A 25,706-nucleotide genomic window follows, 5' to 3' on the forward strand; every position below is an offset into this window, starting at 1 on the left:
ATAATGAAGACAATTGAAATTGATGATGAACTTTATCATTATATTGCCAGTCAGACACAGCACATTGGTGAAAGTGCCTCAAGTATTTTACGTCGCTTATTAAAATGTGAAACGACAACTGTACCGTCAATGGTCGTAGCTAATGTAGCTTCCCAGACATCAATAAAACTGCCTGCTACCTCATTACTTTCACTAATTCATCACAGTAATTATATTGATGAGAAGAAAACAGTGAATCGTTTTCTAATGCTGTTGTCAGCACTTTATCAGGAAAATAGCTCTCGTTTTTCTTTAGCCGCAACGTCATTACATGGTAGTAAAAGACGATATTTAGCGACAGATGAAAAGTCACTCATAGATACGGGTAATAATACTAAGCCTAAAGCGATACCTGATACACCTTACTGGGTGGTTACTAACAATAATTCAGCACGTAAGAGCTATATTCTGAAAACGATTATGGATAATATGGAACTCTCCCCATCAATTATTACTACGGTACTTGATAATTTTATTGCTAAGGCTGGTGAGTGATGACACAAAAACATAATCGGGCAGGGCAACCGGCGCAAGCTGAAGATTTAATCGATGTCAGCCAGCTGATAAAAGATTACTATGATTCTCAGCCTGATGCTAGTGATGCCAGTCAATTAGTGATTTTTGGTACATCTGGTCATCGTGGTTCTTCCCATAGACAAACTTTTAATGAAAACCATATTTTAGCAGTAGCGCAAGCTATTGCTGATGTGCGTAAGCTACATAAAATTGATGGTCCTTGTTTTGTTGGTAAAGATACTCATGCTTTATCTGATTTAGCTCTACAAACTGTGCTGGAAGTTTTTGCGGCTAATCATATTGAAACTGTTATTGCTAAAGATCGTGGCTATACGCCAACACCAGTTATTTCTCACGCTATCATCACATATAATCAAAATCGACATGAACATTTTGCTGATGGAGTCGTCATTACACCGTCTCATAATCCACCGGAAGACGGTGGGATAAAGTATAACTGGATTAATGGTGGACCGGCTGATACGGTACTAACCAAAGCGATTGAACAAAGAGCTAATGAGCTACTACAAAATTCGCTTAATCAGGTCAAAAGAGTGCCATTAAAGCAAGCTCAGGAAAGTGGTTATATTCATGAGAAGCAATTTGAACAGGACTATATTAACGATTTAGTCAATGTAATTGATATTCAGGCTATTGCAGATTCTACCCTTAATATTGGTGTAGATCCACTTGGTGGAGCCGGGATCACCTATTGGCAACAAATTCAGGATCAATATGGTTTAAATCTGAATATTGTTAACAATAAAGTAGACCCAACCTTTAGCTTTATGCATTTGGATCACGACAATGTTATTCGTATGGACTGTTCAAGTGCTTATGCAATGGCAGGCCTATTGAAACATAAAAACCGTTTTGACTTAGCTTTTGGTAATGATACTGACTTTGATCGTCACGGTATTGTGACCCCGCAAGGGCTAATGAATCCAAATGCTTATTTATCCGTAGTGGCTAATTATCTGTTTCAGAACCGCCCGGACTGGAATGCCAATGTTGCTTTAGGTAAAACAGTGGTTACCAGTGCTATGCTTAATCGTGTAGCTGATTCACTTGAACGTGAATTTAAAGAATTCCCGGTTGGTTTTAAATGGTATTCTGAAGGGCTATTTTCAGGTGCTATTGGTTTTGCATGTGAAGAGAGTGCTGGTGCCTCATTCCTGCGCCATAACGGTAAAGTATGGACTACCGATAAAGATGGTATTATTTTATGTCTGATTGCTGCTGAAATTATGGCTAAAACAGGACTAGACCCGCAGGAGCATTATAAGCAACTTACCGACCAGTTTGGTATCTCTTATTATGGTCGAATTCAGGCTCCGGCAACATTTGCTGAAAAACAAAAACTATCTAAACTTGATGCGAACCAAATAACAGTGAGTAAATTAGCTGGGGAAGAGATTCAACAATCTCTTACTACCGCGCCAGCTAATGATGCACCAATAGGTGGCTTAAAAGTGATTACTGAAAATGGCTGGTTTGCTGCTCGCCCATCAGGGACAGAAGAAGCCTACAAAATCTATGCGGAAAGTTTTGTCAGTCATGACCATTTAAAACAATTAGAAGACGAAGCAGCTAAACTTATCTCAAAAGCTTTAAACTAATTGAAATATAAGTAATATAAAAAAAGAAGCGGTATATGAGTACCGCTTCTTTTTATTTGAGAATTGATTAAATACCAGAACGATAGTTTGGTGATTCTTTAGTAATTGCCACGTCATGTACATGGCTCTCTTTAATACCTGCGCCAGTAATACGAGAGAACTGAGATTTAGTTCTTAATTCATCAATCGTACCACAACCGGTTAATCCCATACATGAACGCAAGCCACCCATTTGTTGGTGAATGATTTCTTTCAAAGCACCTTTATAGGCCACACGACCTTCAATGCCTTCCGGGACCAGTTTGTCAGCAGCATTATCAGTCTGGAAGTAACGATCTGATGAACCTTTCGACATCGCACCAAGTGAACCCATACCACGGTAAGACTTGTAAGCACGACCCTGATAAAGTTCAATCTCACCAGGGGCTTCTTCTGTTCCTGCAAACATTGAACCAACCATAACGCAAGATGCGCCAGCAGCGATTGCTTTAGCAACGTCACCTGAATAACGAATACCACCGTCAGCAATAACCGGAATACCATGTTTACTGGCAGCTTCCACAGCATCCATAATAGCGGTAATCTGAGGTACACCAACACCAGTAACAATACGTGTAGTACAAATTGAGCCCGGGCCAATACCCACTTTTACAGCACTTACACCTGCTTTAATTAACGCTAAAGCACCTTCAGCAGTGGCAACATTACCGCCGATGATTTGTAAATCAGGGTAGGCTTTACGTGTCGCGTGAATACGCTGTAACACACCTTCTGAGTGACCATGTGATGAATCGATAAGTAAAACGTCAACACCAGCTTCAACCAGTGCTTTAATTCGTTCTTCATTACCAGGTGCTGCGCCAACAGCAGCGCCAACGCGTAAACGACCTTGTTCATCTTTACAGGCATTTGGTTTTTGTTCTGCTTTTTGAATATCGTTAACAGTGATCATACCTTTAAGGTGATAAGCATTATCAACAACCAGAACTTTTTCAATACGACGTTCATGCATACGCTGTAGGATTGTCTCTTTTGATTCGCCTTCAAGCACAGTGACTAAACGCTCTTTTGGTGTCATAACAGCAGTCACTGGTTGAGTTAAATCAGTGGCAAAGCGTACGTCGCGCGCAGTAATAATACCAACTAAATCTTTTTGTTTGGTGACTACCGGGAATCCTGCAAAACCGTGCTCTTTAGCCAGTTCAACCACGTCTTTAATCGTTGCGGTTGGCAGAACTGTGATTGGGTCTTGTACCACACCACTTTCATGTTTTTTTACTTTACGTACTGCTTCAGCCTGGCGCTCAATAGACATATTTTTATGGATAAAACCAATACCACCTTCCTGAGCAAGAGCAATAGCCAGACTTGCTTCTGTAACTGTATCCATTGCTGCCGATAGCATAGGAATATTTAAACGAATAGTTTTGGTTAACTGGGTGCTTAGATCAGCAGTATTTGGCAGAACTGTTGAGTGAGCAGGGATGAGAAGGACATCGTCAAATGTAAGGGCTTCTTTGATTATTCGAGACATGGCAATATTCACCGTTTTGAAGTTGAAAAATATTGCCGAGATATATTATAGATTTTTACGTGAAATTACCAGATTTTTTTATGGGAAATGTGAAAAATCTCAAAGTAAATTATTGAGAGGAGGTTAGCCAACCCCCTTACCTGAAGATTAATTTCTAGTTTTTATCAAATTAGTGACTTAACTTATACTGACTAATAAATGAAGTGGCCAATATAGTTAACATCAATATTGCGGCTTAAAGAAAACTCATTTTTAAGCAGGTGATATTCAATGCCGATAAATTCTTCAGTTTTTAAGTTAGCCTGACTAGCCCAGTTCATCATCTCCGATGGGCGAATAAATTTATGGAAGTCATGTGTTCCAATCGGTACTAAACGGGCGATATATTCGGCACCAACAATTAACATGAAGCGTGATTTATTATTACGATTAATTGTGGATAGAAACAGGTGTCCATCTGGTTTTAGAAGTGTTGCACAAGCCTGAATAATTGACTCCGGACTCGGGACGTGCTCCAGCATCTCCATACAGGTGATGACATCATATTTTTGAGGGTTATTCTGAGCGTGCTCTTCAACAGATTGTAGGATATATTGGATAGTTAGCTGATTCTGTGCTGCATGTGCCTTAGCTATATTTAACGAGGCTTCGGCCATATCCAGACCTGTGACAATTCCACCTTGTTTTGCCAGACTTTCGGTTAAAATACCGCCCCCGCAACCAACATCTAATATTTGTTTACCTGATAAATTGCCCGCTTTTTGTAAAACATAATCAAGGCGTAATGGATTGATTATATGTAGTGGCTTGAATTTACCCTTAGGGTCCCACCATTCTGCAGCCATAGCTGAAAACTTAGCAATTTCATCCTGATCAATATTGGTTGAGGAGTAATTGAATGACATGTTTAGTCCTTTAATAATTTATTAAGTTCGTTCATTAAGTACGAATGACATCTAAATAAGCATGGAGTATCTGTGCTGTGAGTCCCCAGATAATATACTGTTTATAAGGATAAAAATAAACGGCATGAGAAGAACGAATACGCCACTCTTTTGGGTGATTAGGAAGTAAGTTAAATGGAAAATCATCTGCTGGTTTTGAACCTGACTGCATATGTGCAATTTGAGGAGGACTCGCCAGTAGCCAGGAAACTGGGACTGTAAACACTTCAGCAACCTCATCCGGATTAATTTTTATATTCTCAGGATGGAGTATTTCTCCCATAACCGGAAAAATCTCCAGACCAAGTGCGGCATTAAATGAGGGTAAAATACCATGTACCAGAAGATCTTCGTCAGATAGCCCCAGTTCTTCACACGTTTCACGACAAGCCGCTGCAACAGGTGAACTATCAGAAGGTTCAATTTTACCGCCCGGAAAGCTAATATCTCCTGGTTGCCAGACTAAAGTATAAGAACGTACCTGAAAAAGGAGATGAAGCTCCTGATCAACTTCCACCAGTGGAATAAATACCGCTGCTTTAGGTAGTGAAACTTTTGTCGTTTTCGTTTTAGTGCTCTTAAGACGAGAAATAATGTCTGATTTCGTTTTCATAAATAACAATAACAGTAGATTTTAGCTTAATACTAGTCCTGTTCGGTATTTTACACAATAGCATCTGATTATTCTAAAAGCTTTATCTTATTTGAAATAATAAAAATTCGCCTCATATTATCAATAAGTTAGCAAAATATTGGGTAATGAAAGGGATTATGGTTGAGGCAAAATACCTGTTTAAAATGATTATTTTTAAATAGATTGGAAGTCCAATGTAATGCCTCTTTACCTTGAAAAGATAACATGTTAGATTGCGCATTGGAATATAAATGTGTGTAATGTCACATTTTTGGAGTCCATTTTTTTACATGCAACACTATATTGATGAAATAAATATAGAATTACAAGAACTTGCTCAATTAAGAAGAGAGCGAGCGCTGGTCGGTATGCCTGAAAATTACCAGCATGTTCTGTTATTATTACCAGCATTATTTCATCTGCATAAACCTTGTTTGCCAGGATATGAACAAGATAATGTTCCTTTTGGTATCGCGCACTACGAATTAAATTCTGATTTATTTCAAATCATTCAAAACCAATATCATTGTGAAATCTCACAGGAAGAGCTTGCCCATAAACCCGCTATTGCTGGTCTGTATACGATGGGTAGTACCAGTTCTTTAGGGCAATCAATTCTTTCTGATCTTGATATATGGGTCTGTATTGAACAGCCTTTATCGACCAGTGAAAAAGAAAGGCTCCAGCGTAAATGCCACTCGATTGAGTATTGGGCGGAAGCGCAGGGAGTCGAACTCAGTTTATTTATTGTTGACGTTAATCGTTTCAGAAATAATCATCATGACTGCCTGATCGGAGATAACTGCGGTTCAGCCCAGCATATGTTGCTACTGGAAGAGTTTTACCGGACAGCGAATGTGTTAGCTGGCAAATTGTTACTTTGGTATCGTATTCCTTCTGACTTAACCCTAAATGACGTGACATATTCTTCTTATGAAGAGTGCGTACAAGCATTGATTAATGAAAAAGCGATTAATCCGGATGACTGGTTAGATTTTGGCTCATTTGTGTCACTATCTGCAGAAGAGTACTTTGGTGCCAGCTTGTGGCAATTATATAAGAGTATTGATTCACCTTATAAAGCGGTGCTTAAAACATTACTGCTTGAGGCTTATTCCTGGGAATACCCAAATAATCGACCTGTTGCCTATGAAATTAAAGAACTCATTCACCATAACAGGATGCGTTATTTCCATCTGGATCCTTACTTTATGGTGTTTAATAAAGTCACTAAGTACCTGATTGCAATTCATGATGAAGAGCGTTTGTTGCTTGCCAGACGCTGTCTATATATGAAAGTGAACGAGAAGCTTTCAATACCATCAGATAATCCAAACTGGCGCCGTCAGGCACTTACTCAGTTGGTGGGTGAATGGGGCTGGGGGATTGAAGAGCTTACATATTTAGATCAATGTGATAAATGGACTATTCGTGAGGCCAGAGCCTCCCATGAAGAGTTGCTTCATGCCATGATGACCGGATATCGTAATTTATTGAATTTTGGTCGTCGTAATAACCTGGAAGCGCTAATCAGTCCGCAAGATCTGGCTATTTTGACCCGTAAACTGTATACCGCATTTGAAGTGTTACCGGGAAAAGTTTCTGTTATTAACCCTAACATAGCCAAAGATTTATCAGAGAAAAATTTAACATTCATCCATGTTAAAGAAGATCGGGTTAATCGTGCTGGTTGGTACTTATATAATCAACGACCAGATATTAAGTCTATTTTAGGACACCAGTATCTGGAGTTTACCCGTAATCTGGTCAAACTAGTGGCCTGGTCATATTTTAATGGCTTAATCTCCAAAGATACTGAGCTGTTCTTGTGGAATGGTGGTAATCGAGATAATAGTAAATTGGTTCAGCTGGTGAATGACCTAAGAGGCTATTTTCCGGTTAAAGTAGCAAGCGCTACAGAAGAGGCGCTCTATGGTCCATGTGAGATTCGTCATTTAGCTATTATTGTGAATCTGACGGATGATCCCACTGAAGAGCTAGCTAACAATATCAAAGAGCAAGATCAACTTTCTACCAATATGCTGAGTTATGGAGAGAAAGAACGTAACTTAGTCGGTTCAATTGATCTGCTGTATCGTAACTCTTGGAATGAAATTCGTATTTTAAATTTTAGCGGTGAACTGAGCGTACTTGATGCTTTAAAAACAGTTTTAAACCGTATGCATAAAGATGCCGATGTTCCTGACTCTATTGAAATATTTTGTTATAGCAAACATTTTAAACAGGTGATTACAGAACAGCTTCGTTCTTTAATGAATAAATGTGTTGAGCTCCGTTTAACCACCTCACAAAATAACTTATCAAAGTTTAAACCACTGCGTTTAGCCGGTAATTCGTGGGGGCTATTCTTCGAGCGTTTGGGTGTTTCCCTACATCAGTTTGATAATACTATCGACTTTTATGGGGCTATCTCAAATAATAAGCTGCAAGGTCGGGCACTAAATATTTTAGATGAGACTAATGAGCTCCCGAAAGAAATTGATAGCGTGGCCAGTGAAGGAATTATCCAGTTCTTCTTTGAAGACACAGCTACAGGCTTTGATCTCTATATTCTTAACGAACATAATCAGGTAGAAATTTACCGTAATTGTAACGGGTGTAAAGAAAGCATGGTTAACGATGTGAATCAGTTTTATACGCTTGCTGATGACCGTTTTACTTTTGCTTCCAGCTCATCGGTTAATTTTAACCTTCCTCAGTTTTACCAAATCATTCATTGTGTGGATGGTCCTCGTCAGGTTGTACCGTTTAGCTAAAATTGGCGAATAATACTTTTTGGCTAAAATTAATTTTTTATTTTTTTATGATTTCAATTGTAACTAATTGATTTTATTGTATATTTTAAAGATTTCTTTAATGAATAAAGTAATAACATGATGAAAATTAATCAGAAACATAAAAAACATACCAATTTATTGATAAATAATATTAAAATGTTGGGAACTTTTTTGAAATTTTAAACTCTAACCTTGTGAATGTGCATTGATTGAATAAATATTCAGGCCGTCAGAAGGTTGATTAATTAGTGGAGATGGCCTGAATGAGTGAGCAAGTGGCCGATCAAGTATTGGTTGAACGTGTTCTGCAAGGGGATAAAAATGCATTTAATCTATTGGTGATTCGTTACCAAAATAGATTATCTCATTTAGTCTCACGCTACGTTCTACAGGCAGAGGTGCCTGACGTAGTGCAGGAAACGTTTATCAAGGCTTATCGATCTTTAGCTTCTTTCAAAGGGGAAAGTATTTTTTATACCTGGTTGTATCGCATTGCGGTCAACACGGCGAAAAACTACCTGACCGCTCAAGGCCGGCGCCCACCATCATCAGATATTGATGTGGTTGATGCAGAAAATTATGAAAGTGCAGACTCATTGCGTGATATAGATAACCCGGAAAACTTAATGTTATCTAATGAAATTAAAAAAGTCGTTTTTGATGCAATAGAGGCGTTGCCAGAAGATTTAAAAACAGCGATTACCCTGCGTGAGATTGATGGTTTAAGTTACGAAGAAATCGCTGAAATAATGGATACACCTGTTGGAACTGTACGCTCGAGAATTTTTAGAGCGCGGGAAGCAATAGATGAAAAGCTCAAACCGCTAATTTAGTCACAGTAGTTAGAGTTATAGTAAAAAGATATTTTTTGATTATTAATTGTACAAATTAAGGTATTCAAATTATGCAAAAACAGACGCTTTCTTCATTAATGGATGGTGAATTAGTTGATAATATTGACTTATCTGCTATTACAGAAGAAGTGCAACAGGATTGGCATCGTTATCATATCATCCGTGAAAGTATGCGTGGGTCAGTACATTCACAATGTGTTAACCTTGATATGACCAGCCAAATTGCCAGTATTATTGCCAATGAAACCATTGAGCCTGTGATGAATGATCAGCCAGATCTCAGCAAGCAAGCACCGGTTAAAGTGAAGAATTTATTCTGGAGTAAAGTTATTGATGTAACTTCTCGCATCGGACAAGTTGGTTTAGCTGCTTGTGTAACACTTGCTATTATTGCCGGTGTGCAATTATACAGTAACGATCAGGGAGCTGGTGATGTGCCTGTCATAAATACAGTACCAATTGGGGTGCAAGTTTCTCCAGTTGGGGGAACACTTTCTCAGGACAACAGCAAATATCAAATTAATGAAAGTACGATAGATAAACAAGAGTCAGAAAAAATTCATCTATTACTACAAGATTACGAGTTACAAAAACGTTTAAATGCAAACCGATAGTTTTGTGCTTTTATCATTAAAATCGCTGACTGCTTTGACTTGTCGTAAAGTAGTAGCGGTTTTTTTATCGCTAATTTCATTTGCTCTTAGTCCTGCTGTCATGGCAGAACAAACAGAGACAATCAACCAAGCCAGCGCAGTTATCGAATCTCCTCAGGCAAATGGAATATCACTTAGTAGTGTGCAACTACTGAATAATATGCAGGACGCTGTTCTTAGCCAAAATTATCAGATCTCTTTTATCAATACCGAAAATGGTAAGTTAACTGATGCGTTTAAGTTTCGACATATTATCGTCGACGACAAGCCATTGGCACAGCTCCTTTATCTTGATGGACCCGCGAAAGAAATACTCTTACGTAACAATATTGTGAGCTACTTTCAGTTAGATAACGAGTCGTTTTCATTGAATAGTTCTCGTATTATCGAGGCTTTTCCGGATGTCGTTTTTAATAATTTTAATACGCTTGCCAATTACTATGATTTTTTCCCATTAGGAAAAGCCAGAGCGGCAAATCGTAGTTGTCAGCTTGTGCGTATTGTATCTAAAGATAAAGATCGCTATAGCTATATCATCTGGATCGATGATAAAACCTTCTTACCACTACGTGTTGATTTGTTTGATATGAATAACGCGCTGCTGGAACAATTTAAAGTTGTCGAACTTGAGTCAATTGAAGATCCGGCTGATTTTGAAAATTATGTGACTAAAACACCTTATCCAGTCCTATTGGCCGCAGAAGATGTAAAACCTGAAAGTGATACCTGGGAGCTGACAACACTGCCAGCCGGGTTCAAAGAGTTGTCTTATTCATCCCTGAATTTCCAGCAGGAAACGATTAGTTCTAAGTTATTCTCTGATGGCGTATTTTCTTTTACTATTAACGTCTCAAATTCAGCTGGAGATAATAAAAATCATGCGATACTGCGTGGTAGTCGTACTATCTATAATACTCATAGTAACGATAAAGATATTGTCATTATCGGTAACTTACCACTTGAGACAATTCAACAAATTGCAAAAAATATTGTAATTATTACTCACTAGTCTCTATCTAAAACTATGCTTAGCACTGATTAATGTGTAAAATGCACGACATTAAAATATTCTCTATTCAGTTTATTAAAGCGACAGTAATCTTAGATATATAATTATGAATAAAAACATTAGAAACTTCTCAATTATTGCCCATATTGATCATGGTAAATCAACATTATCCGATCGTATTATCCAGATTTGTGGTGGTTTATCTGACCGTGAAATGGAAGCTCAGGTTCTTGATTCAATGGATCTGGAACGGGAGCGTGGTATTACGATTAAAGCCCAAAGTGTAACTTTAGATTACCATGCACAAAATGGTGAGACTTATCAGCTTAACTTTATCGACACCCCGGGGCACGTTGACTTTTCATATGAGGTATCACGATCACTGGCTGCTTGTGAAGGTGCTTTACTGGTAGTTGACGCAGGTCAGGGAGTAGAAGCCCAGACTCTGGCTAACTGCTACACGGCGATCGAAATGGATTTAGAAGTGGTTCCTGTTCTGAATAAAATTGATTTACCTGCAGCTGAACCTGAACGCGTCGCTGAAGAGATTGAAGATATCGTTGGTATTGATGCGACAGATGCTGTGCGCTGTTCAGCTAAAACCGGTGTTGGTGTTGTTGATGTGATTGAGCGCTTAGTGCGTGATATTCCACCACCAGAAGGTGATTCTGATGCACCACTACAGGCACTGATTATTGACTCATGGTTTGACAACTACTTAGGTGTTGTTTCTTTAATTCGCGTAAAAAATGGTGTACTACGTAAAGGCGATAAAATTAAAGTCATGAGTACAGGTATGACTTACAACGTTGATCGTTTAGGTATCTCAACACCAAAACAAATTGATAAAGATGTATTAAATTGTGGTGAAGTGGGCTGGGTTGTCTGTGCGATTAAAGATATTCAGGGGGCTCCAGTAGGTGATACCTTAACTCTGGCTCGTAATCCTGCTGATAAAGCATTGCCAGGATTTAAAAAAGTAAAACCACAAGTTTATGCAGGTCTATTCCCAACTAGTTCTGATGATTATGAAGCATTTAGAGATGCACTGGCTAAACTTAGTTTAAATGATGCCTCACTATTCTACGAACCAGAAACATCCAGCGCACTTGGCTTTGGTTTCCGCTGCGGATTCTTAGGCCTGCTGCACATGGAGATTATTCAGGAACGTCTGGAACGTGAATATGACCTTGACTTGATTACAACCGCACCAACCGTTATTTATGAAGTATTAACCACTTCTAATGAAACCATTTATGTTGATAGCCCGGCTAAGTTACCTGCGCTAAATAATATTTTAGAACTTCGTGAACCGATCGCAGAATGTAATATTTTAGTGCCGCAAACTTATTTAGGTAATGTCATAACGCTATGTGTTGAAAAACGCGGCGTACAAACGAATATGGTCTACCATGGCAATCAGGTTGCGCTAACGTATGAAATTCCAATGGCAGAAGTGGTTCTTGATTTCTTTGATAAATTAAAATCAACTTCACGTGGTTATGCTTCACTGGATTACAGCTTTAAACGCTTCCAGACTTCTGACATGGTTCGTTTAGATGTATTATTAAACGGTGAACGTGTTGATGCCTTAGCCATTATTACTCACCGTGCTAATGCGCCATATCGTGGCAGAGAGCTGGTTGAAAAAATGAAAGATTTAATTCATCGTCAACAGTTTGATATCGCTATTCAGGCAGCTATTGGTAATCATATTATTGCCCGCTCGACGGTTAAACAATTACGTAAAAACGTACTGGCAAAATGTTACGGTGGGGACGTCAGTCGTAAGAAGAAACTTCTGCAAAAACAAAAAGAAGGTAAAAAACGTATGAAACAAGTAGGTAATGTTGAATTACCACAAGAAGCGTTTTTAGCGATACTGCACGTTGGTAAAGAGTAAATTTGCTGACTTTTTAAACTAAAAAATCAAAGGAAGCCTATGATAAATAGGCTTTTTTATTACTTTATAAAATAAGTAGTTAACACAACTTTTTCAAATTTCTTCGTATATTTGTACGAGAATTCGATTCCCATTTCCTATATGATGCGATACTATTAACAGCGAAATACTAAGTTTAGTTAGTATAAATTTATCACTAAAGTTTTGTTATCTTTAGTTTTAGGTTGTGTACCAACTGTAACGTTACATAGTATTTTTCCTATTATTACTTTGGCGTCTATATATAATATAGGCGCTCTTTTTTTATTAGCAGAATAAAGTCAGACAACTAACAGAGACTTGCTAATACATATCTTATATTGCAATAAAATCATCCAGTTAATATTTTATTCAATAAATTGTAAGATTCACGGTATAATATCTCATTTCAGGTTAAATAACCCTTGTAGAGGAAACACAATGGCGGGATCATTTGCCATCATATTGACGGTAGCGACATTTATTACAGGTATTTTGTGGTGTTTAGAAAGATTTAAGTGGGCTCCAGCTAGACAACGGAAAGTTGAAGAAGTTAGAAAACAAACAGAAGGAAAGATTGACGGTAATGTCCTTGCTGAAGTAGGAAAACCTAAAAACTGGGTAGATTCTTTAGCTTCGCTATTTCCTGTATTGTTTGTGGTATTTGTGATCCGTTCATTTATTTATGAACCGTTTCAGATTCCGTCAGGCTCTATGATGCCAAATTTACTTGTTGGTGATTTTATTGCAGTCGAGAAGTTTGCTTATGGTATTAAAGATCCAATCACTAACACGACATTGATTCCAACTGGTACACCGGAACGTGGTGACGTTGTGGTGTTTAAATATCCAAGAGATACACGTATTGATTTTATTAAACGTGTGGTAGGCCTGCCAGGTGATAAGATTACTTATAATGCCAATACTAAACAAGTGACTATTTACCCTGCATGTCAGGAAGATGAAGTGAACTGTCAGACCACTTCAACGACAACGCTTAACCTGCAATATTCACCTGTCGTTGATAGTAACTGGCAGCAAGTTTTCTCTGAAACATCAACAAATTTTTATACATTATCTCAGTTTGAAGATATCAAGGGTAATTTACCACGTAATACCCCTAACTTTAATCTGAAAACCCGAACCGAACATTTAGGTGAAGATGAACACGCGATTTTAACGCTACCAATGGTTATTTATCAACCGCGTGATTTTTATAAACAAGCTGACTTACCTTCAGGTGAATGGATCGTTCCGGAAGGGCAATATTTCATGATGGGCGATAACCGTGATAATAGCGAAGATAGCCGTTTCTGGGGATTTGTTCCGGAGAAGAATCTGGTTGGACGAGCTACATTCATCTGGCTCAGTTTAGAGAAACAACCTGATGAATGGCCAACAGGCATTCGATTCAGTCAGATGGGTAGAATTAAATAAGTGAATATTATGCATTCTTTATCTATAGAGCGCTTACAAAAACAACTTGGTTACCGCTTTAACAAGATTGAGCTGCTACAGCAAGCTTTAACACATCGTAGTGCGGATAAGTCGCACAATGAGCGTCTGGAGTTTTTAGGTGACTCTATTTTAAGTTTTGTGATCGCGAATGAACTTTTTCATCGTTTTCCGCAGGTGGCAGAAGGTGATCTGAGCCAGATGCGCTCAACACTTGTTTGTGGACAAGCCTTGGCTGATATTGGTAAAAACTTTGATTTAGGTGATAACTTAATCCTTGGCCCGGGTGAGTTAAAAAGTGGCGGTTGCCGTCGTGAATCTATCATCTCTGATGCGGTGGAAGCCATTATTGGTGCTGTTTATCTGGATAGTGATATGGCAACTATCAGTCAACTGTTATTACAGTGGTATCAGGAACGACTGGACGAGATTAAGCCGGGTAACAAGCAAAAAGATTCTAAAACACGTTTACAGGAATACTTACAAGGTATTCATCAGGAAAGACCGACTTATTTGATACTTGAAGTTAAAGGCTGTGATCATGAACAAGAGTTTGTGGTGCAATGCAAAATTCAGGATCAAGATCAAGAGTTTATCGGCCGTGGAGCCAGTCGCCGTAAAGCAGAACAAGCTGCCGCAGAAGAGGCGATCAATCAATTAGGAATAAAATGACAGAAAACACTATGCAAGATGAAACTAAACAACCTCATTGTGGTTTCGTTGCAATCGTAGGTCGCCCAAACGTAGGTAAATCAACTTTACTTAATCAATTGCTTGGGCAAAAGGTATCGATTACCTCCAAAAAGCCGCAAACTACGCGTCACCGTATTATGGGGATTGATACTCAGGATAATTATCAGGCGATCTATGTGGATACACCAGGTTTGCACGTGGAAGAGAAGCGTGCAATTAATCGCTTAATGAATCGTGCTGCCAATAGTTCAATTGGTGATGTGGAGTTGGTGATTTTTGTGGTGGAAGGCACTAAGTGGAATGATGACGATGAGATGGTGGTCAATAAACTAAAAAATCTTAAAAGCCCGGTGTTGCTGGCAATTAACAAAATTGACAATGTCACAGACAAAACCATTTTGTTACCGCATATTGCTAAAATTAGCCAAAAAATGAATTTTCTGAATGTAGTGCCGATTTGTGCTGAAACCGGTGAGGGGGTAGATACCATCGCCAAAATCGCCCGTGAGCATCTGCCTGTAGCAGAACATCACTTTCCGGAAGATTACATTACCGATCGTTCTCAACGGTTTATGGCGTCAGAAATCATTCGTGAAAAACTGATGCGCTTTTTGGGTGAAGAATTACCTTATTCAGTGACTGTTGAAATCGAACGTTTTGTGGTAAATGAAAAAGGTTATTTTGATATCAATGGTCTTATTCTGGTGGAACGTGATGGTCAAAAGAAAATGGTCATCGGTAATCAGGGACAGAAGATCAAGCAAATTGGTATTGAAGCACGCCGCGATATGCAGGAGTTTTTCCAGACTAAAGTGCATTTAGAACTTTGGGTAAAAGTCAAAGCTGGTTGGGCTGATGATGAGCGAGCTCTACGCAGTCTTGGCTATGTTGATGATTTATAAGTAATTTTTAATATTTTAACTCTTTGATTTTATTGAAGAAATTTTATGAGTAATTGGCAAAGGGCATTTGTATTACATAGTCGGCCTTATAGTGAAACCAGTTTACTTGTTGATCTTTTTGTTGAGCAAGCCGGGCGTGTGACTGTGCTTGCCAAAGGCGCCAGACGTAAGCGTTCAGCTCAAAAGGGCTCTTTGCAGCCCTTTACGCCTTTGATTGTCCAGTATAGTGGCAGTGGTAGCCTGAAAACGCTCAGGCAGGTGGAAGCTATATCATTAGCTTTACCTCTGTCAGGGACTAGCCTCTATAGTGCATTTTATTTGAATGAACTGGTTCACCGCGTGATTGTGGCTGAGTCAGATACAACTTCTCTCTTTCTGGAATATCTCAATTGTCTGCAATCTTTAGCACTACAGCAGCGTTCACCGGAACATGCGTTGCGTCGTTTTGAGCTGGCATTACTGGATAATCTAGGTTATACCGTTGATTTTATTCACTGCTCTGCTACAGGTGATGATGTGGCGGATGAGATGACTTACCAATACCGGGCTGAGAAAGGCTTTATAGGAAGTCTTATTACGGATAACTATAGTTTTACCGGACGGCAATTAAAGTCACTGGCAGCAAAAGAGTTTCCGGATGGAGAGTGTTTAAAAGCGGCTAAGCGTTTTACTCGAATTGCGTTAAAGCCTTATACAGGCTCCCAGCCATTTAAAAGCCGGGAGTTGTTTAGAAAATAGGAGTTCAGAAAAGAGGGCGAGTTGATTATTCATCAATCTCATCAAGGAAGTCACCAAGTACTGCCTCTTCACGTTTTTGCTGTTGTGACGTGTCAACATTACCATCTGCAGCTAAGAAGTCATGGCGCTGGAAATAAGCCTGACGCATAAAGCTATATGGATCGCTGCTGTTATTAAGCATATCTTCGTATTCAAGGAACTGCGCACGTGTTTCAAGCCCCTGGAAGATCCATTTAGTAATAACCAGTTCGCTGGTAAGTAAGCTTAGAGGTGGATAGAGGAAATCAACGACATCACCACCATCTTCACGCAGTGTTGCCTGACCATAGAAAGGTAGTACAACATATGGACCATAACCAACCTGATAATGTCCGAGTACGCTACCAAATGCTCTGGCTTCTGGTTTTTGTAACTGTGGATCGGCCATGCTAGCTACATCAATCAGACCACCTAAACCAAAGACAGTATTTAAGAAGAAACGAGTAAAGTGAATGGCGGCTTTTTTACCTTCACCTTGTAATAAATAGTTAACCATTGAAGCGGGTTCGCTCAGGTTAGATGTCACGTTAGAGATACCAATACGAACAGGTTTTGGAATATAGCTTTTCCAAAATACGGCAGCAGGGCGCACGATGTAAGGATCTAAAACATTATAGTTAAAATTGAACATAGTACGGTTAAAGCCTTCCATTGGATCGGAATAGCTATTTGTCTCAGGATCATAAGTTGCACAGCTGGTTAATGTGGTGAGCGCAAACAGAATCGTGATAAGAAATTTTTTCATAATGTTCAATTTAAATTTATTGTTCTATAAAATATGTGGCAGAATTGTATCATGTATTTTAACAGAGTCGAAAAACAATTATCTGATCTGACTCTTTCATTCTGATTTATTTATACATTTTCAATGTCCTCATAGTTAAATGGATATAACGAGCCCCTCCTAAGGGCTAGTTGCAGGTTCGATTCCTGCTGGGGACAAGATCTATTTTTATTGTATTGATTGACTGTATGAAAATGTTAGTCTTTACAAAATTATCGATTAATTTACATTTTATGCACAAAAAATAATTTTTTATTCTCTTAAAGAATAAATAGATATATTAAATATGAATAATAATCAATGGATTATATTTAGGACAAAAGTCCCGAGGGGAGTATGGAATTACTTGATTTAGAGTTAACTCATGAACAACAACAAGCAGCGGTGGAAGAAATTCAAAAGCTGATGGCAGAGGGGGTGAGTTGTGCTGAGGCGATCATCATCGTGGCCCAAAAAATCCGTGAAAATACTCCTGCGAACGATAAATAGCTGCTTAATTGTATGTTTTTTGCAAAATAATGTGATACGTGTCTTAAAATACCCGATTAAGCCCTTGCTTTAAGTGCCATTATATGCGGTAATAGTCGCGGACATAATTTGCAGTTCTGCTTGTTATAACATTGGGTATAAGTAGTTCCTGTTTAAACATAATCTTCGATTTAGCTTTAACAGATCTCTTCTTGGATGTTCTTATAAGTAAATGCTAATCTTATGGCCAAGAGAGCCGTTCCGGCTAATATTAATTATCGTTAGGAAGTTTAGTAATGACTAAGAAAACTGGCCACGTTAAGTGGTTCAATGAAAGCAAAGGTTTTGGTTTTATCACTCCAGCTGATGGAAGCAAAGATGTATTCGTACATTTCTCAGCAATCGCTGGTGATGGTTTCAAAACTTTAGCTGAAGGCCAACAAGTAGAGTTCGCTATCCAGGATAGCCCTCGTGGTCCAGCAGCGGCTGAAGTTGTTGTAATCTAACATCAGTTTGAATGATTAAAACCCGTCTTATGGCGGGTTTTGTTGTTTTAGGAAAGAATAAATTTAATGTAAACATTTAAAATTTATTTTAGTTAACATATAATTGAACCATACTCAGCTTATGGTGGAAATTATGTTATATCTTGTCATTGTTACTCTCATCTGGTCTTTTTCTTTTAGTTTCATTGGTGTGTACTTAAGCGGACAGGTTGACTCCTGGTTTGCGGTAGCTATCCGGATTGTACTGGCTTGTTTATTATTTTTACCTTTTCTGCGTTTTAAATCAGTATCACTTAAGCAGTGTATTCTCTTTATGTTGGTTGGAGCTTCTCAGCTCAGTATTATGTATATCTTTTACTATCATTCGTTTAACTACATCAGTGTGCCAGAGATTTTACTGTTCACCATCATGACGCCTGTTTATGTCACGCTAATATATGATCTCTTACAACGTCATCCACTACGCTGGGCCTATCTGTTTACTGCTGTTTTGGCAGTAATTGGTACCGCGATTATTCGTTATAACCAAATCAGCACTAATTTTATCGTTGGTTTTTTACTGATTCAGGGGGCAAATATTTTCTTTGCGCTGGGTCAGGTTGGTTATAAACGTATTATGGAGCTCTATCCGATGCCGCAGCATCAGGCCTTTTCCTGGGTCTATTTGGGGGCAGCAGTTGTGGCTGTAATTTGTTGGTTACTTTTTGGTGATATGAACAGGTTTCCAACCACGACAACGCAATGGATTGTACTGCTTTGGCTTGGTATCGTCGCATCAGGTGTGTGTTATTTTCTCTGGAATTATGGTGCGACAAAAGTGGATTCCGGTACCCTGGCAATTATGAATAATGCGGTAGTACCGCTGGGTATTTTAGTTAATGTGGTTGTCTGGCAACAACAGATAGAGTGGGGGCGATTTATTATTGGTTCGATTGTAATTATTGCAGCATTGGTTCTTCATCGATATTGGATTGTCAAAACAGACAGTTTATAATGCATGGCGCAGAAAAGAAAAAAGCCGCCTAAACTAAGGCGGCCGTTCATAATTTAAAATGAAAAATAATGCAGTGGCACTTATTAAGACAAACTAAAAATTAATAAGTTCCCCATAATATAAAAATAATTAAATATTTTTTGAAAAATGATCAAATAAGGCGACAGATGACGATACAGTGTGATTATTATGCAAAAAAACAGTGTCTATCCTGTCAGTGGTTAGCGAAGCCTTACACTAAACAAATTGAAGTTAAACAACATAATTTATCAGATAAACTCAAATCTTTTCATCCTGAATTAATTTTATCGCCTGTTGTTAGTGAACTATTTCATTTCCGTAATAAAGCCAAAATGGTTGTTACCGGAACAGTGGAAAAGCCGATTTTGGGTATTATTAATCATGAACAGCAAGGAATTGATCTATGCCACTGTCCTTTATATGAACGAGGTATTGCTGAAACACTTGAACTCTTAAAAGGGTTTATTAAAAAGAATAGTCTGGTTCCTTATAATATTAATAAAAAGAAAGGTGAACTTAAGTTCATTATTCTGACTGTGCATCAAACAAAAATCATGCTACGTTTTGTGTTGCGTTCTGAAAATATGGTGGAACAGATTCGGGTTGTTTTACCTGAACTACAACAATTAATTCCGAATCTGGTGGTAGTTTCTGCCAATATTCAGCCTAAACATGCAGCAATTTTAGAGGGTGAACAGGAAATTATCTTGACCGAGAATGGTGTACTACCTGTGATGCTTAATCAGATTCCACTATTTATCCGTCCACAAAGTTTTTTCCAAACCAACACCAACGTTGCTGAAAAACTCTATCAAACCGCAAATGAGTGGATCGATGAGTTAAATTGTTCCTCACAACAAGTGCAATCTATTTGGGACCTTTTTTGTGGTGTAGGTGGTTTTGGATTGCATTGCACTAAACCCAATATGCGCCTGACCGGGATTGAAATTAATCAGGAGGCGATCGCCTGTGCCAAAAAATCGGCGGAGCAATTAGGGTTGTCTCACACTGATTTTCGTTCTCTGGATTCCACCGCTTTTGCTCTGGCACAGCAAGATATTCCGGATTTAGTTCTGGTTAATCCACCCCGTCGGGGGATTGGCAAGGTACTGGCTGAATATCTGCAACAAGTCGCTCCAAAATATATTTTATATTCGAGTTGTAATCCAGATAGCTTAGGGCAGGACCTGCTTAGTTTGACTAATTATCAGCTAAATAAAGTACAACTTTTTGATATGTTTCCCCATACAGAACATATGGAAGTCATGGTACTATTAATTAAAAAATAACCATTTAAAAAATCTAACAAAAGGTCAGAATATGCAAACAATTGGCTTACTTGGCGGTATGAGCTGGGAAAGTACGGTGACTTATTATCAAGTGATTAACCGTATTATCAAAAAACAATTGGGTGGATTACACTCAGCAAAATGTGTTTTGTATAGCGTCGATTTTCAGGAGATTGAATCCTGTCAAGCCAATGGTGACTGGGAACAGAGCGCTAAAATTCTGACTAAGGCTGCTCAAAATCTGGAAAAAGCAGGTGCAGATTTTATTGTGATTTGTACTAATACTATGCATAAGGTAGCTTCGCAGATTCAGGCCGGTATCGCTATTCCAATTCATCATATTGCAGAGATGACAGCTAAACAATTACAGCATAAAAAGATTAAACGTGTTGCGTTATTAGGTACAAAATACACCATGGAGCAGGATTTTTACAAAAATGTGCTTATTAAGAATGGTATTGAAGTCTTGATCCCAGACGAAGAAGAACGTACTTGTGTTAACGATATTATCTATCATGAACTCTGTCTTGGTGTGATTAAATCTGAATCTAAACAACAATATTTAAGGATAATTGACCATTTAGTTAAACAAGGTGCTGAAGGTATTATTCTTGGTTGTACTGAGATTGGTTTATTAATTAATCAAACAGATACCAATGCACCATTATTTGATACCAGTTTAATTCATGCAACCAGTGCAGCACTACGGGCTATTGGACTTAATGAATAACATTTGATTATTACTGTTTAGTGATAAGAGTGATAGATAAAATCCCGACTGTATAAAGTGAAGTTATGTTATGATGAGCCACCTAAAAATAGGTATAATTAATAATTATCGCCAATTTATATTTATCTAAAGATGTGGAGGCAATTTTGATCCCAAATGTATCTAATGCTCTATCCTGGTTAGAGAAACACCATACCATTTTGCAAGGAATTCAACGTGGTTTAGAACGTGAAACGCTGAGAATTCTTCCGGATGGGACCTTAGCAAGTACGCCTTTCCCAAGTTCAATTGGTTCAGCTTTAACTCACCCTTGGGTGACCACTGATTTTGCGGAGTCAATGTTAGAGTTTATTACTCCAGTGAATTGTAACATCGATTATATGTTGACGTTTTTACGCGATCTGCATCGCTACACGAGTGTAAGTATTGGTGATGAGCTGATGTGGCCACTGAGCATGCCATGTTTTGTTGCCAAAGAAGATGACATTATTTTAGCGCAGTATGGTACGTCTAACGAAGGGCGTATGAAAACTCTTTATCGTGAAGGCTTAAAACGCCGTTATGGTGCAATGATGCAAACCATTTCCGGTGTTCATTATAACTTCTCTCTGCCGATGGCGTTTTGGCAGGCACGTGATGGTGTTAAAAATGCTGATGAAGGTAAAGATGTTATTTCAGAAGGCTATTTCAGACTCATTCGTAACTATTACCGATTTGGTTGGGTGATTCCATTCTTATTTGGTGCTTCACCATCTATGTGTTCTTCATTTATTAAAGATCCTAAGAAAGCGGCTGAGTTTGAAAAAATGACTCAGGGTAAAGGTTATTTACCTTATGCGACTTCTTTAAGAATGAGTGATTTAGGCTATACCAATGATGCGCAGCGTAGTCTGGGCATTACATTTAATCATTTAGATACTTACGCTGAAGGGCTTAAACGAGCAACTCAACTTAAGTCAGAAGAATTTAGTAAAATTGGTGTGAAAGTTGATGGTGAATATCGTCAGCTCAATGATAATATTTTGCAGATTGAAAATGAGTTTTATGGCCCAATTCGTCCTAAACGCGTGACTCAACCGGGTGAGACTCCGTCAGATGCTCTGCTACGTGGTGGCATTGAGTATATCGAGGTTCGGGCACTGGACGTTAATCCCTTCTCTCCAATTGGTATTACTGAAGAACAAATTCGTTTTATTGATCTATTCCTTATCTGGTGTGCTTTGGCTGATGCGCCGGACATGAGTGCAGCAGAGCTTGAGTGTGCTAAACTTAACTGGAGCAGGGTGATTATGGAAGGGCGTAAACCTGATCAGACTATCAGCTTTGAGTGTGATAGTTATCGCAAGCCATTATCAAAAGTAGGCCATGCATTATTTGATGATTTGCTCAGAGTAGCAGATGTTCTTGATCGTTCAGAACAGAAAAAACCATATCGTGAGGTTTGCGAACGTCTGCGTGTCACGTTTGATGAACCTGAACTTACATTATCAGGCAGGACTCTACAAGCGATCCGTGATTTAGGCACTGGGGAGTTTGGTCTGGCGCTGGCAAAACAATATCAACAGCAGCTGGTCAAAGAACCATTACAGGTTCTGACAGAAAAAGACTTCTTAAAACAAAGAGATCTCTCTTTAAATAAACAACGTACTAAAGAGTTACAGCAAACAGAAAGTTTTGATGAGTTTTTAGCAAAAAATAAATCCAAATAACCAGAGGATTCTGATGGCAGATGATATCTATACATTGAGATATTCCGCGAATAAAGATGTTGAGTTTATTCTGCCTGATCACAATATTATTGTGAATCATCCACTCTCAGACGAGAGAAAAATTGATGTTCTGGTCTGGAATATTTTTAAGCAAAAACGCTCTGCCTGGACGAGTGTACTGGAAAAATATGGCAAACCAAGTCAGCTGGTACTACTACAGGAAGCACAGACAACGCCTGAGCTGATCAATTACGTGACAAGAAATCACATCGTGGCTGATCAGGTTCCGGCGTTTTCATTCAACGATAATTATGCTGGTGTGATGACACTGGCCAAAACCTATCCGGTTTGTGCACTACCATTTAAAGAGCGTGAGCCTCTGATTCGTATTCCAAAATCAGCTCTTATTACTATTTATCCTCTTGCTCAAACACATCAAATGTTGATGGTGGCAAATATTCATGCAGTTAATTTTAGTTTTGGGATTAAAATTTATCAGCAGCAGATTCGTTTGTTATTAAATCGAATTTATCAGCATCAGGGGCCGGTTATTTTAGCTGGGGATTTTAACACCTGGAGCAAACAACGTTTAGATTTACTACATTATCTGACTACTTCGATTAACTTACAGCAGGTACGTTTTACGTCTGATATCCGTAAAACTTTTTTAGGCAGGCCTTTAGATTTTGTTTTCTATCGTGGGCTGGATATTGAGCAGGCCAGAACCATCTATACTATGGCATCTGACCATAATCCACTGTCAGTGACTTTTACTTACTAATTAACTGGAACTACCATTACGAACATTAATGGTTAGCTTGTCTCCTGGTCTAAGACGATCAGCATTTTTCAGATTATTCCATTTCAGAATTTCACTGACTTTTACATGATGGTTTTTTGCAATCATTGACAGGTTATCACCTGGCTTTACCTGATAAACGATCTGACTGTTACGACGATGTTGTTGTGCGTAAGTCTGTAAATCAATATCGGTGATACTTTTATATTTAAGGTTGGTTGATGTAATTGCATAAGCGTCATTAAGTTCAGCTTGTTGTGTTGCGCTAATCAGGTCAATGATTTCTGCCTGCGAATAGTTTTCACTCACCAGTCTCTCGTAGAGTAATTCCGCATAACTACTTGGAACTAAAAGATGGAAAGGGCCATTAAGTATTTGTTTAGAATAGCCAGCATTATAAGTTTTCAATTCTTCCATGGTCAGGTCGGTAAACTGAGAAACACGTTCTAATTTAATTTTTTCACCGATATCCACTTTTACTAGAGCATTACTGTAATCAAGTTCAGGTAAGGTAATACCATAATTACCACAATGTTTCACGATATCGATTAGAGCTAACATTTTAGGCACATATTGCATAGTTTCTTTAGGTAAATTTAATGCCCAGTAATGGGTTGGTAAGCCTTTGCTTTTATTCCATGCAATCGCACGACGTACCCGGCCTTCACCAGCATTATAAGCAGCCAGAGTTAATAACCAGTCACCATCAAAGCTTTTATTCAGATATTCCAGTAAATTCAGCGCAGTATTAGTTGATTCAATTAAATCACGACGAGGATCAAACCACTGATTTTTACTCATGCCATAGGCTGACGCAGTAATTGGAACAATTTGCCAAAGACCTGCAGCTTTAGCAGAAGATGTGGCTAAAGGATTATAAGCACTTTCGAGCAATGGTAGTAAGGCTAATTCAATAGGCATATTACGCTGATGTAATGAATTAACAATAAAGTACATATAAGGTTCAGAACGCATCGCTGTTCGCTCAAATGATATTTTATATTTAATAAAATTATCACGTTCAGCAATAATACGTTGATTTAACGGAATGTTAATCTGAGATTCATTTTGAATAAAGACCCACGGATTTTGTAAGTCAGCAGGGGCTGGTTTAGGCGTAGTAATTACTGTTGTATCAGGTTTTGGTTCTGCTGGTTTTTTGCTTGTTGTTTGGCAGCCAGCTAATGCAACAATAAGAATAATAAAGAGTTTTTTCATGTTGTTTTTTGTTTGCTAAGTTATTTTTATAGTTATTACTTGTAGCAGGCGCAAAAAACAGATTAGAATCGGTCCTTCATAGTGCGAAGCTTAGAAAATACTTGCTCACTATCCGTGATCTGTAATTTTTGTTGTATCCTTTCGTCATCCCATCTTAAAAAAAGATTAGTCCTTTTTTCAAGCTCAAGCGTCGTTGGTAACGTTATTTTATTATCTTTTCTTAGTTCTTTGATTTTTTCAAATTGTGCAAGTAAGTCTATGTCATCCGGCAGTACAGACAAGGCGAACTTGAAGTTGTCTAGTGTATATTCATGTGCGCAGCAAATCAATGTTTGATTTGGTAATTGGTATAACTTTTTGAGACTATTAAACATTTGCTCATGAGTCCCTTCAAAAATACGTCCACAACCACCAGCAAACAAAGTATCACCACAAAACAGGTAAGGGGCCTGATAATAGACTACATGATCAAGTGTGTGACCTGGTGTTTCTATAACCTGAAAATCAAAATTTTCTAGCTGAACTTTATCACTTTCATGTACGGTGTGAACAGGTAGTTGTAGTTTTTGCTGAATGGTAGCACTACCAAAGACCAAAATTTCCGGATAAGCCTTCACTAGTTCAGCAACGCCAGCTGTATGATCGTCATGATGATGAGTTAATAATATAGCCACGGGTTTAAGTGAATGCCTGGATAAATAATCAATAACAGGTTTTGCTGTACTTGGGTCAACAATGACAGTTTGTTGCTTGTCATTGGTCAGCAGCCAAATATAATTGGTTTCCAGAGCGGGAATTGTGGTTAATTGATACATAATTATCTCACTTAGCCATATAGAA

General features: G+C 38.3%; 24 protein-coding genes and 1 tRNA gene. 19 read left to right on the forward strand and 6 right to left on the reverse strand.

Annotated elements, in window-relative coordinates:
• Window positions 1-3: 3 nt before the first annotated feature.
• Window positions 4-534 (forward strand): replication initiation negative regulator SeqA, encoded by a 531-nt coding sequence (gene seqA, locus IPMB12_RS08880; protein ID WP_166916932.1) that lies wholly within the window; start codon window positions 4-6, stop codon window positions 532-534.
• Window positions 534-2,174 carry a phosphoglucomutase (alpha-D-glucose-1,6-bisphosphate-dependent) gene (gene pgm / locus IPMB12_RS08885; RefSeq protein WP_166916934.1) on the forward strand — a complete coding sequence of 547 codons (1,641 nt, stop codon included), beginning with the start codon at window positions 534-536 and terminating at the stop codon, window positions 2,172-2,174. Before seqA ends, pgm begins: the two co-directional genes overlap by 1 nt.
• Window positions 2,175-2,241: 67 nt before the next feature.
• Here pgm and guaB read toward each other — a convergent pair whose 3' ends face one another.
• From guaB to IPMB12_RS08900, 3 genes are all read right to left on the reverse strand, one after another.
• Window positions 2,242-3,708 (reverse strand): IMP dehydrogenase, encoded by a 1,467-nt coding sequence (guaB, locus tag IPMB12_RS08890; protein WP_166916936.1) that lies wholly within the window; start codon window positions 3,706-3,708, stop codon window positions 2,242-2,244.
• 191 nt (window positions 3,709-3,899) lie between these two features.
• Window positions 3,900-4,613, reverse strand: a complete 714-nt coding sequence (ubiG, locus tag IPMB12_RS08895) for a bifunctional 2-polyprenyl-6-hydroxyphenol methylase/3-demethylubiquinol 3-O-methyltransferase UbiG (RefSeq protein ID WP_166916938.1) — start codon at window positions 4,611-4,613, stop codon at window positions 3,900-3,902.
• Window positions 4,614-4,647: 34 nt separating this feature from the next.
• Window positions 4,648-5,265 carry an NUDIX hydrolase gene (locus IPMB12_RS08900; protein ID WP_166916940.1) on the reverse strand — a complete coding sequence of 206 codons (618 nt, stop codon included), beginning with the start codon at window positions 5,263-5,265 and terminating at the stop codon, window positions 4,648-4,650.
• Window positions 5,266-5,576: 311 nt separating this feature from the next.
• Here IPMB12_RS08900 and IPMB12_RS08905 point away from each other — a divergent pair, with 311 nt between their 5' ends.
• The 9 genes from IPMB12_RS08905 (at window position 5,577) to recO (ending at window position 16,309) form a co-directional block, all read left to right on the forward strand.
• Window positions 5,577-8,063 carry a class I adenylate cyclase gene (locus tag IPMB12_RS08905; protein ID WP_166916942.1) on the forward strand — a complete coding sequence of 829 codons (2,487 nt, stop codon included), beginning with the start codon at window positions 5,577-5,579 and terminating at the stop codon, window positions 8,061-8,063.
• A 284-nt stretch (window positions 8,064-8,347) separates the two neighbouring features.
• Window positions 8,348-8,917 carry an RNA polymerase sigma factor RpoE gene (gene rpoE / locus IPMB12_RS08910; RefSeq protein WP_166916944.1) on the forward strand — a complete coding sequence of 190 codons (570 nt, stop codon included), beginning with the start codon at window positions 8,348-8,350 and terminating at the stop codon, window positions 8,915-8,917.
• A 71-nt stretch (window positions 8,918-8,988) separates the two neighbouring features.
• Window positions 8,989-9,552 carry an RseA family anti-sigma factor gene (locus IPMB12_RS08915; RefSeq protein ID WP_166916946.1) on the forward strand — a complete coding sequence of 188 codons (564 nt, stop codon included), beginning with the start codon at window positions 8,989-8,991 and terminating at the stop codon, window positions 9,550-9,552.
• Window positions 9,539-10,600 (forward strand): MucB/RseB C-terminal domain-containing protein, encoded by a 1,062-nt coding sequence (locus tag IPMB12_RS08920; protein WP_166916949.1) that lies wholly within the window; start codon window positions 9,539-9,541, stop codon window positions 10,598-10,600. Before IPMB12_RS08915 ends, IPMB12_RS08920 begins: the two co-directional genes overlap by 14 nt.
• Before the next feature lie 106 nt (window positions 10,601-10,706).
• Entirely contained in the window at window positions 10,707-12,503 is a 1,797-nt protein-coding gene (gene lepA / locus IPMB12_RS08925) for a translation elongation factor 4 (protein ID WP_166916951.1), read from the forward strand.
• A 459-nt stretch (window positions 12,504-12,962) separates the two neighbouring features.
• Window positions 12,963-13,958: a signal peptidase I gene (lepB, locus tag IPMB12_RS08930; protein ID WP_166916953.1), complete on the forward strand. Its 996-nt coding sequence runs from the start codon at window positions 12,963-12,965 to the stop codon at window positions 13,956-13,958.
• 9 nt (window positions 13,959-13,967) lie between these two features.
• On the forward strand, window positions 13,968-14,648 hold the full coding sequence (gene rnc, locus IPMB12_RS08935) for a ribonuclease III (RefSeq protein ID WP_166916955.1): 681 nt from the start codon (window positions 13,968-13,970) through the stop codon (window positions 14,646-14,648).
• Window positions 14,649-14,659: 11 nt separating this feature from the next.
• Window positions 14,660-15,571 carry a GTPase Era gene (gene era / locus IPMB12_RS08940; RefSeq protein ID WP_166917756.1) on the forward strand — a complete coding sequence of 304 codons (912 nt, stop codon included), beginning with the start codon at window positions 14,660-14,662 and terminating at the stop codon, window positions 15,569-15,571.
• 45 nt (window positions 15,572-15,616) lie between these two features.
• Window positions 15,617-16,309, forward strand: coding sequence for a DNA repair protein RecO (recO, locus tag IPMB12_RS08945; protein ID WP_166916957.1), 693 nt, complete (start codon window positions 15,617-15,619; stop codon window positions 16,307-16,309).
• A gap of 25 nt (window positions 16,310-16,334) precedes the next feature.
• On the opposite strand, the gene IPMB12_RS08950 is transcribed toward recO, so the two are convergent.
• Window positions 16,335-17,093: an MlaA family lipoprotein gene (locus tag IPMB12_RS08950; protein ID WP_166916959.1), complete on the reverse strand. Its 759-nt coding sequence runs from the start codon at window positions 17,091-17,093 to the stop codon at window positions 16,335-16,337.
• Window positions 17,094-17,218: 125 nt separating this feature from the next.
• On the opposite strand from IPMB12_RS08950, the gene IPMB12_RS08955 reads away from it, so the two are divergent.
• The 8 genes from IPMB12_RS08955 (at window position 17,219) to IPMB12_RS08990 (ending at window position 23,630) form a co-directional block, all read left to right on the forward strand.
• Window positions 17,219-17,290 (forward strand) — tRNA-Arg (locus IPMB12_RS08955).
• A 178-nt stretch (window positions 17,291-17,468) separates the two neighbouring features.
• Window positions 17,469-17,621: a YoaH family protein gene (locus tag IPMB12_RS08960; RefSeq protein ID WP_166916961.1), complete on the forward strand. Its 153-nt coding sequence runs from the start codon at window positions 17,469-17,471 to the stop codon at window positions 17,619-17,621.
• A gap of 275 nt (window positions 17,622-17,896) precedes the next feature.
• Complete coding sequence (gene cspE, locus IPMB12_RS08965) at window positions 17,897-18,106, forward strand: transcription antiterminator/RNA stability regulator CspE (protein ID WP_166916963.1); 210 nt, start codon at window positions 17,897-17,899, stop codon at window positions 18,104-18,106.
• Between the two features lie 133 nt (window positions 18,107-18,239).
• Window positions 18,240-19,100 carry a carboxylate/amino acid/amine transporter gene (locus IPMB12_RS08970; RefSeq protein ID WP_166916964.1) on the forward strand — a complete coding sequence of 287 codons (861 nt, stop codon included), beginning with the start codon at window positions 18,240-18,242 and terminating at the stop codon, window positions 19,098-19,100.
• A 173-nt stretch (window positions 19,101-19,273) separates the two neighbouring features.
• On the forward strand, window positions 19,274-20,410 hold the full coding sequence (rlmC, locus tag IPMB12_RS08975) for a 23S rRNA (uracil(747)-C(5))-methyltransferase RlmC (protein ID WP_407704082.1): 1,137 nt from the start codon (window positions 19,274-19,276) through the stop codon (window positions 20,408-20,410).
• 31 nt (window positions 20,411-20,441) lie between these two features.
• The gene (locus IPMB12_RS08980; RefSeq protein ID WP_166916968.1) at window positions 20,442-21,140 is read left to right on the forward strand and encodes an aspartate/glutamate racemase family protein; all 699 of its coding nucleotides are present in this window, start codon (window positions 20,442-20,444) and stop codon (window positions 21,138-21,140) included.
• Between the two features lie 146 nt (window positions 21,141-21,286).
• Window positions 21,287-22,849 carry a glutamate--cysteine ligase gene (gene gshA, locus IPMB12_RS08985; RefSeq protein ID WP_166916970.1) on the forward strand — a complete coding sequence of 521 codons (1,563 nt, stop codon included), beginning with the start codon at window positions 21,287-21,289 and terminating at the stop codon, window positions 22,847-22,849.
• Window positions 22,850-22,862: 13 nt separating this feature from the next.
• Window positions 22,863-23,630 (forward strand): endonuclease/exonuclease/phosphatase family protein, encoded by a 768-nt coding sequence (locus IPMB12_RS08990; RefSeq protein WP_166916973.1) that lies wholly within the window; start codon window positions 22,863-22,865, stop codon window positions 23,628-23,630.
• On the opposite strand, the gene IPMB12_RS08995 is transcribed toward IPMB12_RS08990, so the two are convergent.
• A complete protein-coding gene (locus IPMB12_RS08995; RefSeq protein WP_166916975.1) occupies window positions 23,631-24,866 on the reverse strand; it encodes a transglycosylase SLT domain-containing protein in 1,236 nt (411 codons plus the stop codon).
• A gap of 62 nt (window positions 24,867-24,928) precedes the next feature.
• Complete coding sequence (gene gloB, locus IPMB12_RS09000; protein WP_166916977.1) at window positions 24,929-25,681, reverse strand: hydroxyacylglutathione hydrolase; 753 nt, start codon at window positions 25,679-25,681, stop codon at window positions 24,929-24,931.
• Between the last annotated feature and the right edge of the window lie 25 nt (window positions 25,682-25,706).

Source organism: Zophobihabitans entericus (assembly GCF_011745665.1).
In the GTDB taxonomy this organism is placed as follows: Bacteria; Pseudomonadota; Gammaproteobacteria; order Enterobacterales; family Orbaceae; genus Zophobihabitans; species Zophobihabitans entericus.

Coding starts and splice junctions, on each gene's coding strand:
- seqA (WP_166916932.1), top strand. CDS start 4: ATGAAGACAATTGAAATTGATGATGAACTTTATCATTATATTGCCAGT.
- pgm (WP_166916934.1), top strand. CDS start 534: ATGACACAAAAACATAATCGGGCAGGGCAACCGGCGCAAGCTGAAGAT.
- guaB (WP_166916936.1), bottom strand. CDS start 3,708: ATGTCTCGAATAATCAAAGAAGCCCTTACATTTGACGATGTCCTTCTC.
- ubiG (WP_166916938.1), bottom strand. CDS start 4,613: ATGTCATTCAATTACTCCTCAACCAATATTGATCAGGATGAAATTGCT.
- IPMB12_RS08900 (WP_166916940.1), bottom strand. CDS start 5,265: ATGAAAACGAAATCAGACATTATTTCTCGTCTTAAGAGCACTAAAACG.
- IPMB12_RS08905 (WP_166916942.1), top strand. CDS start 5,577: ATGCAACACTATATTGATGAAATAAATATAGAATTACAAGAACTTGCT.
- rpoE (WP_166916944.1), top strand. CDS start 8,348: ATGAGTGAGCAAGTGGCCGATCAAGTATTGGTTGAACGTGTTCTGCAA.
- IPMB12_RS08915 (WP_166916946.1), top strand. CDS start 8,989: ATGCAAAAACAGACGCTTTCTTCATTAATGGATGGTGAATTAGTTGAT.
- IPMB12_RS08920 (WP_166916949.1), top strand. CDS start 9,539: ATGCAAACCGATAGTTTTGTGCTTTTATCATTAAAATCGCTGACTGCT.
- lepA (WP_166916951.1), top strand. CDS start 10,707: ATGAATAAAAACATTAGAAACTTCTCAATTATTGCCCATATTGATCAT.
- lepB (WP_166916953.1), top strand. CDS start 12,963: ATGGCGGGATCATTTGCCATCATATTGACGGTAGCGACATTTATTACA.
- rnc (WP_166916955.1), top strand. CDS start 13,968: ATGCATTCTTTATCTATAGAGCGCTTACAAAAACAACTTGGTTACCGC.
- era (WP_166917756.1), top strand. CDS start 14,660: ATGCAAGATGAAACTAAACAACCTCATTGTGGTTTCGTTGCAATCGTA.
- recO (WP_166916957.1), top strand. CDS start 15,617: ATGAGTAATTGGCAAAGGGCATTTGTATTACATAGTCGGCCTTATAGT.
- IPMB12_RS08950 (WP_166916959.1), bottom strand. CDS start 17,093: ATGAAAAAATTTCTTATCACGATTCTGTTTGCGCTCACCACATTAACC.
- IPMB12_RS08960 (WP_166916961.1), top strand. CDS start 17,469: ATGGAATTACTTGATTTAGAGTTAACTCATGAACAACAACAAGCAGCG.
- cspE (WP_166916963.1), top strand. CDS start 17,897: ATGACTAAGAAAACTGGCCACGTTAAGTGGTTCAATGAAAGCAAAGGT.
- IPMB12_RS08970 (WP_166916964.1), top strand. CDS start 18,240: ATGTTATATCTTGTCATTGTTACTCTCATCTGGTCTTTTTCTTTTAGT.
- IPMB12_RS08980 (WP_166916968.1), top strand. CDS start 20,442: ATGCAAACAATTGGCTTACTTGGCGGTATGAGCTGGGAAAGTACGGTG.
- IPMB12_RS08990 (WP_166916973.1), top strand. CDS start 22,863: ATGGCAGATGATATCTATACATTGAGATATTCCGCGAATAAAGATGTT.
- IPMB12_RS08995 (WP_166916975.1), bottom strand. CDS start 24,866: ATGAAAAAACTCTTTATTATTCTTATTGTTGCATTAGCTGGCTGCCAA.
- gloB (WP_166916977.1), bottom strand. CDS start 25,681: ATGTATCAATTAACCACAATTCCCGCTCTGGAAACCAATTATATTTGG.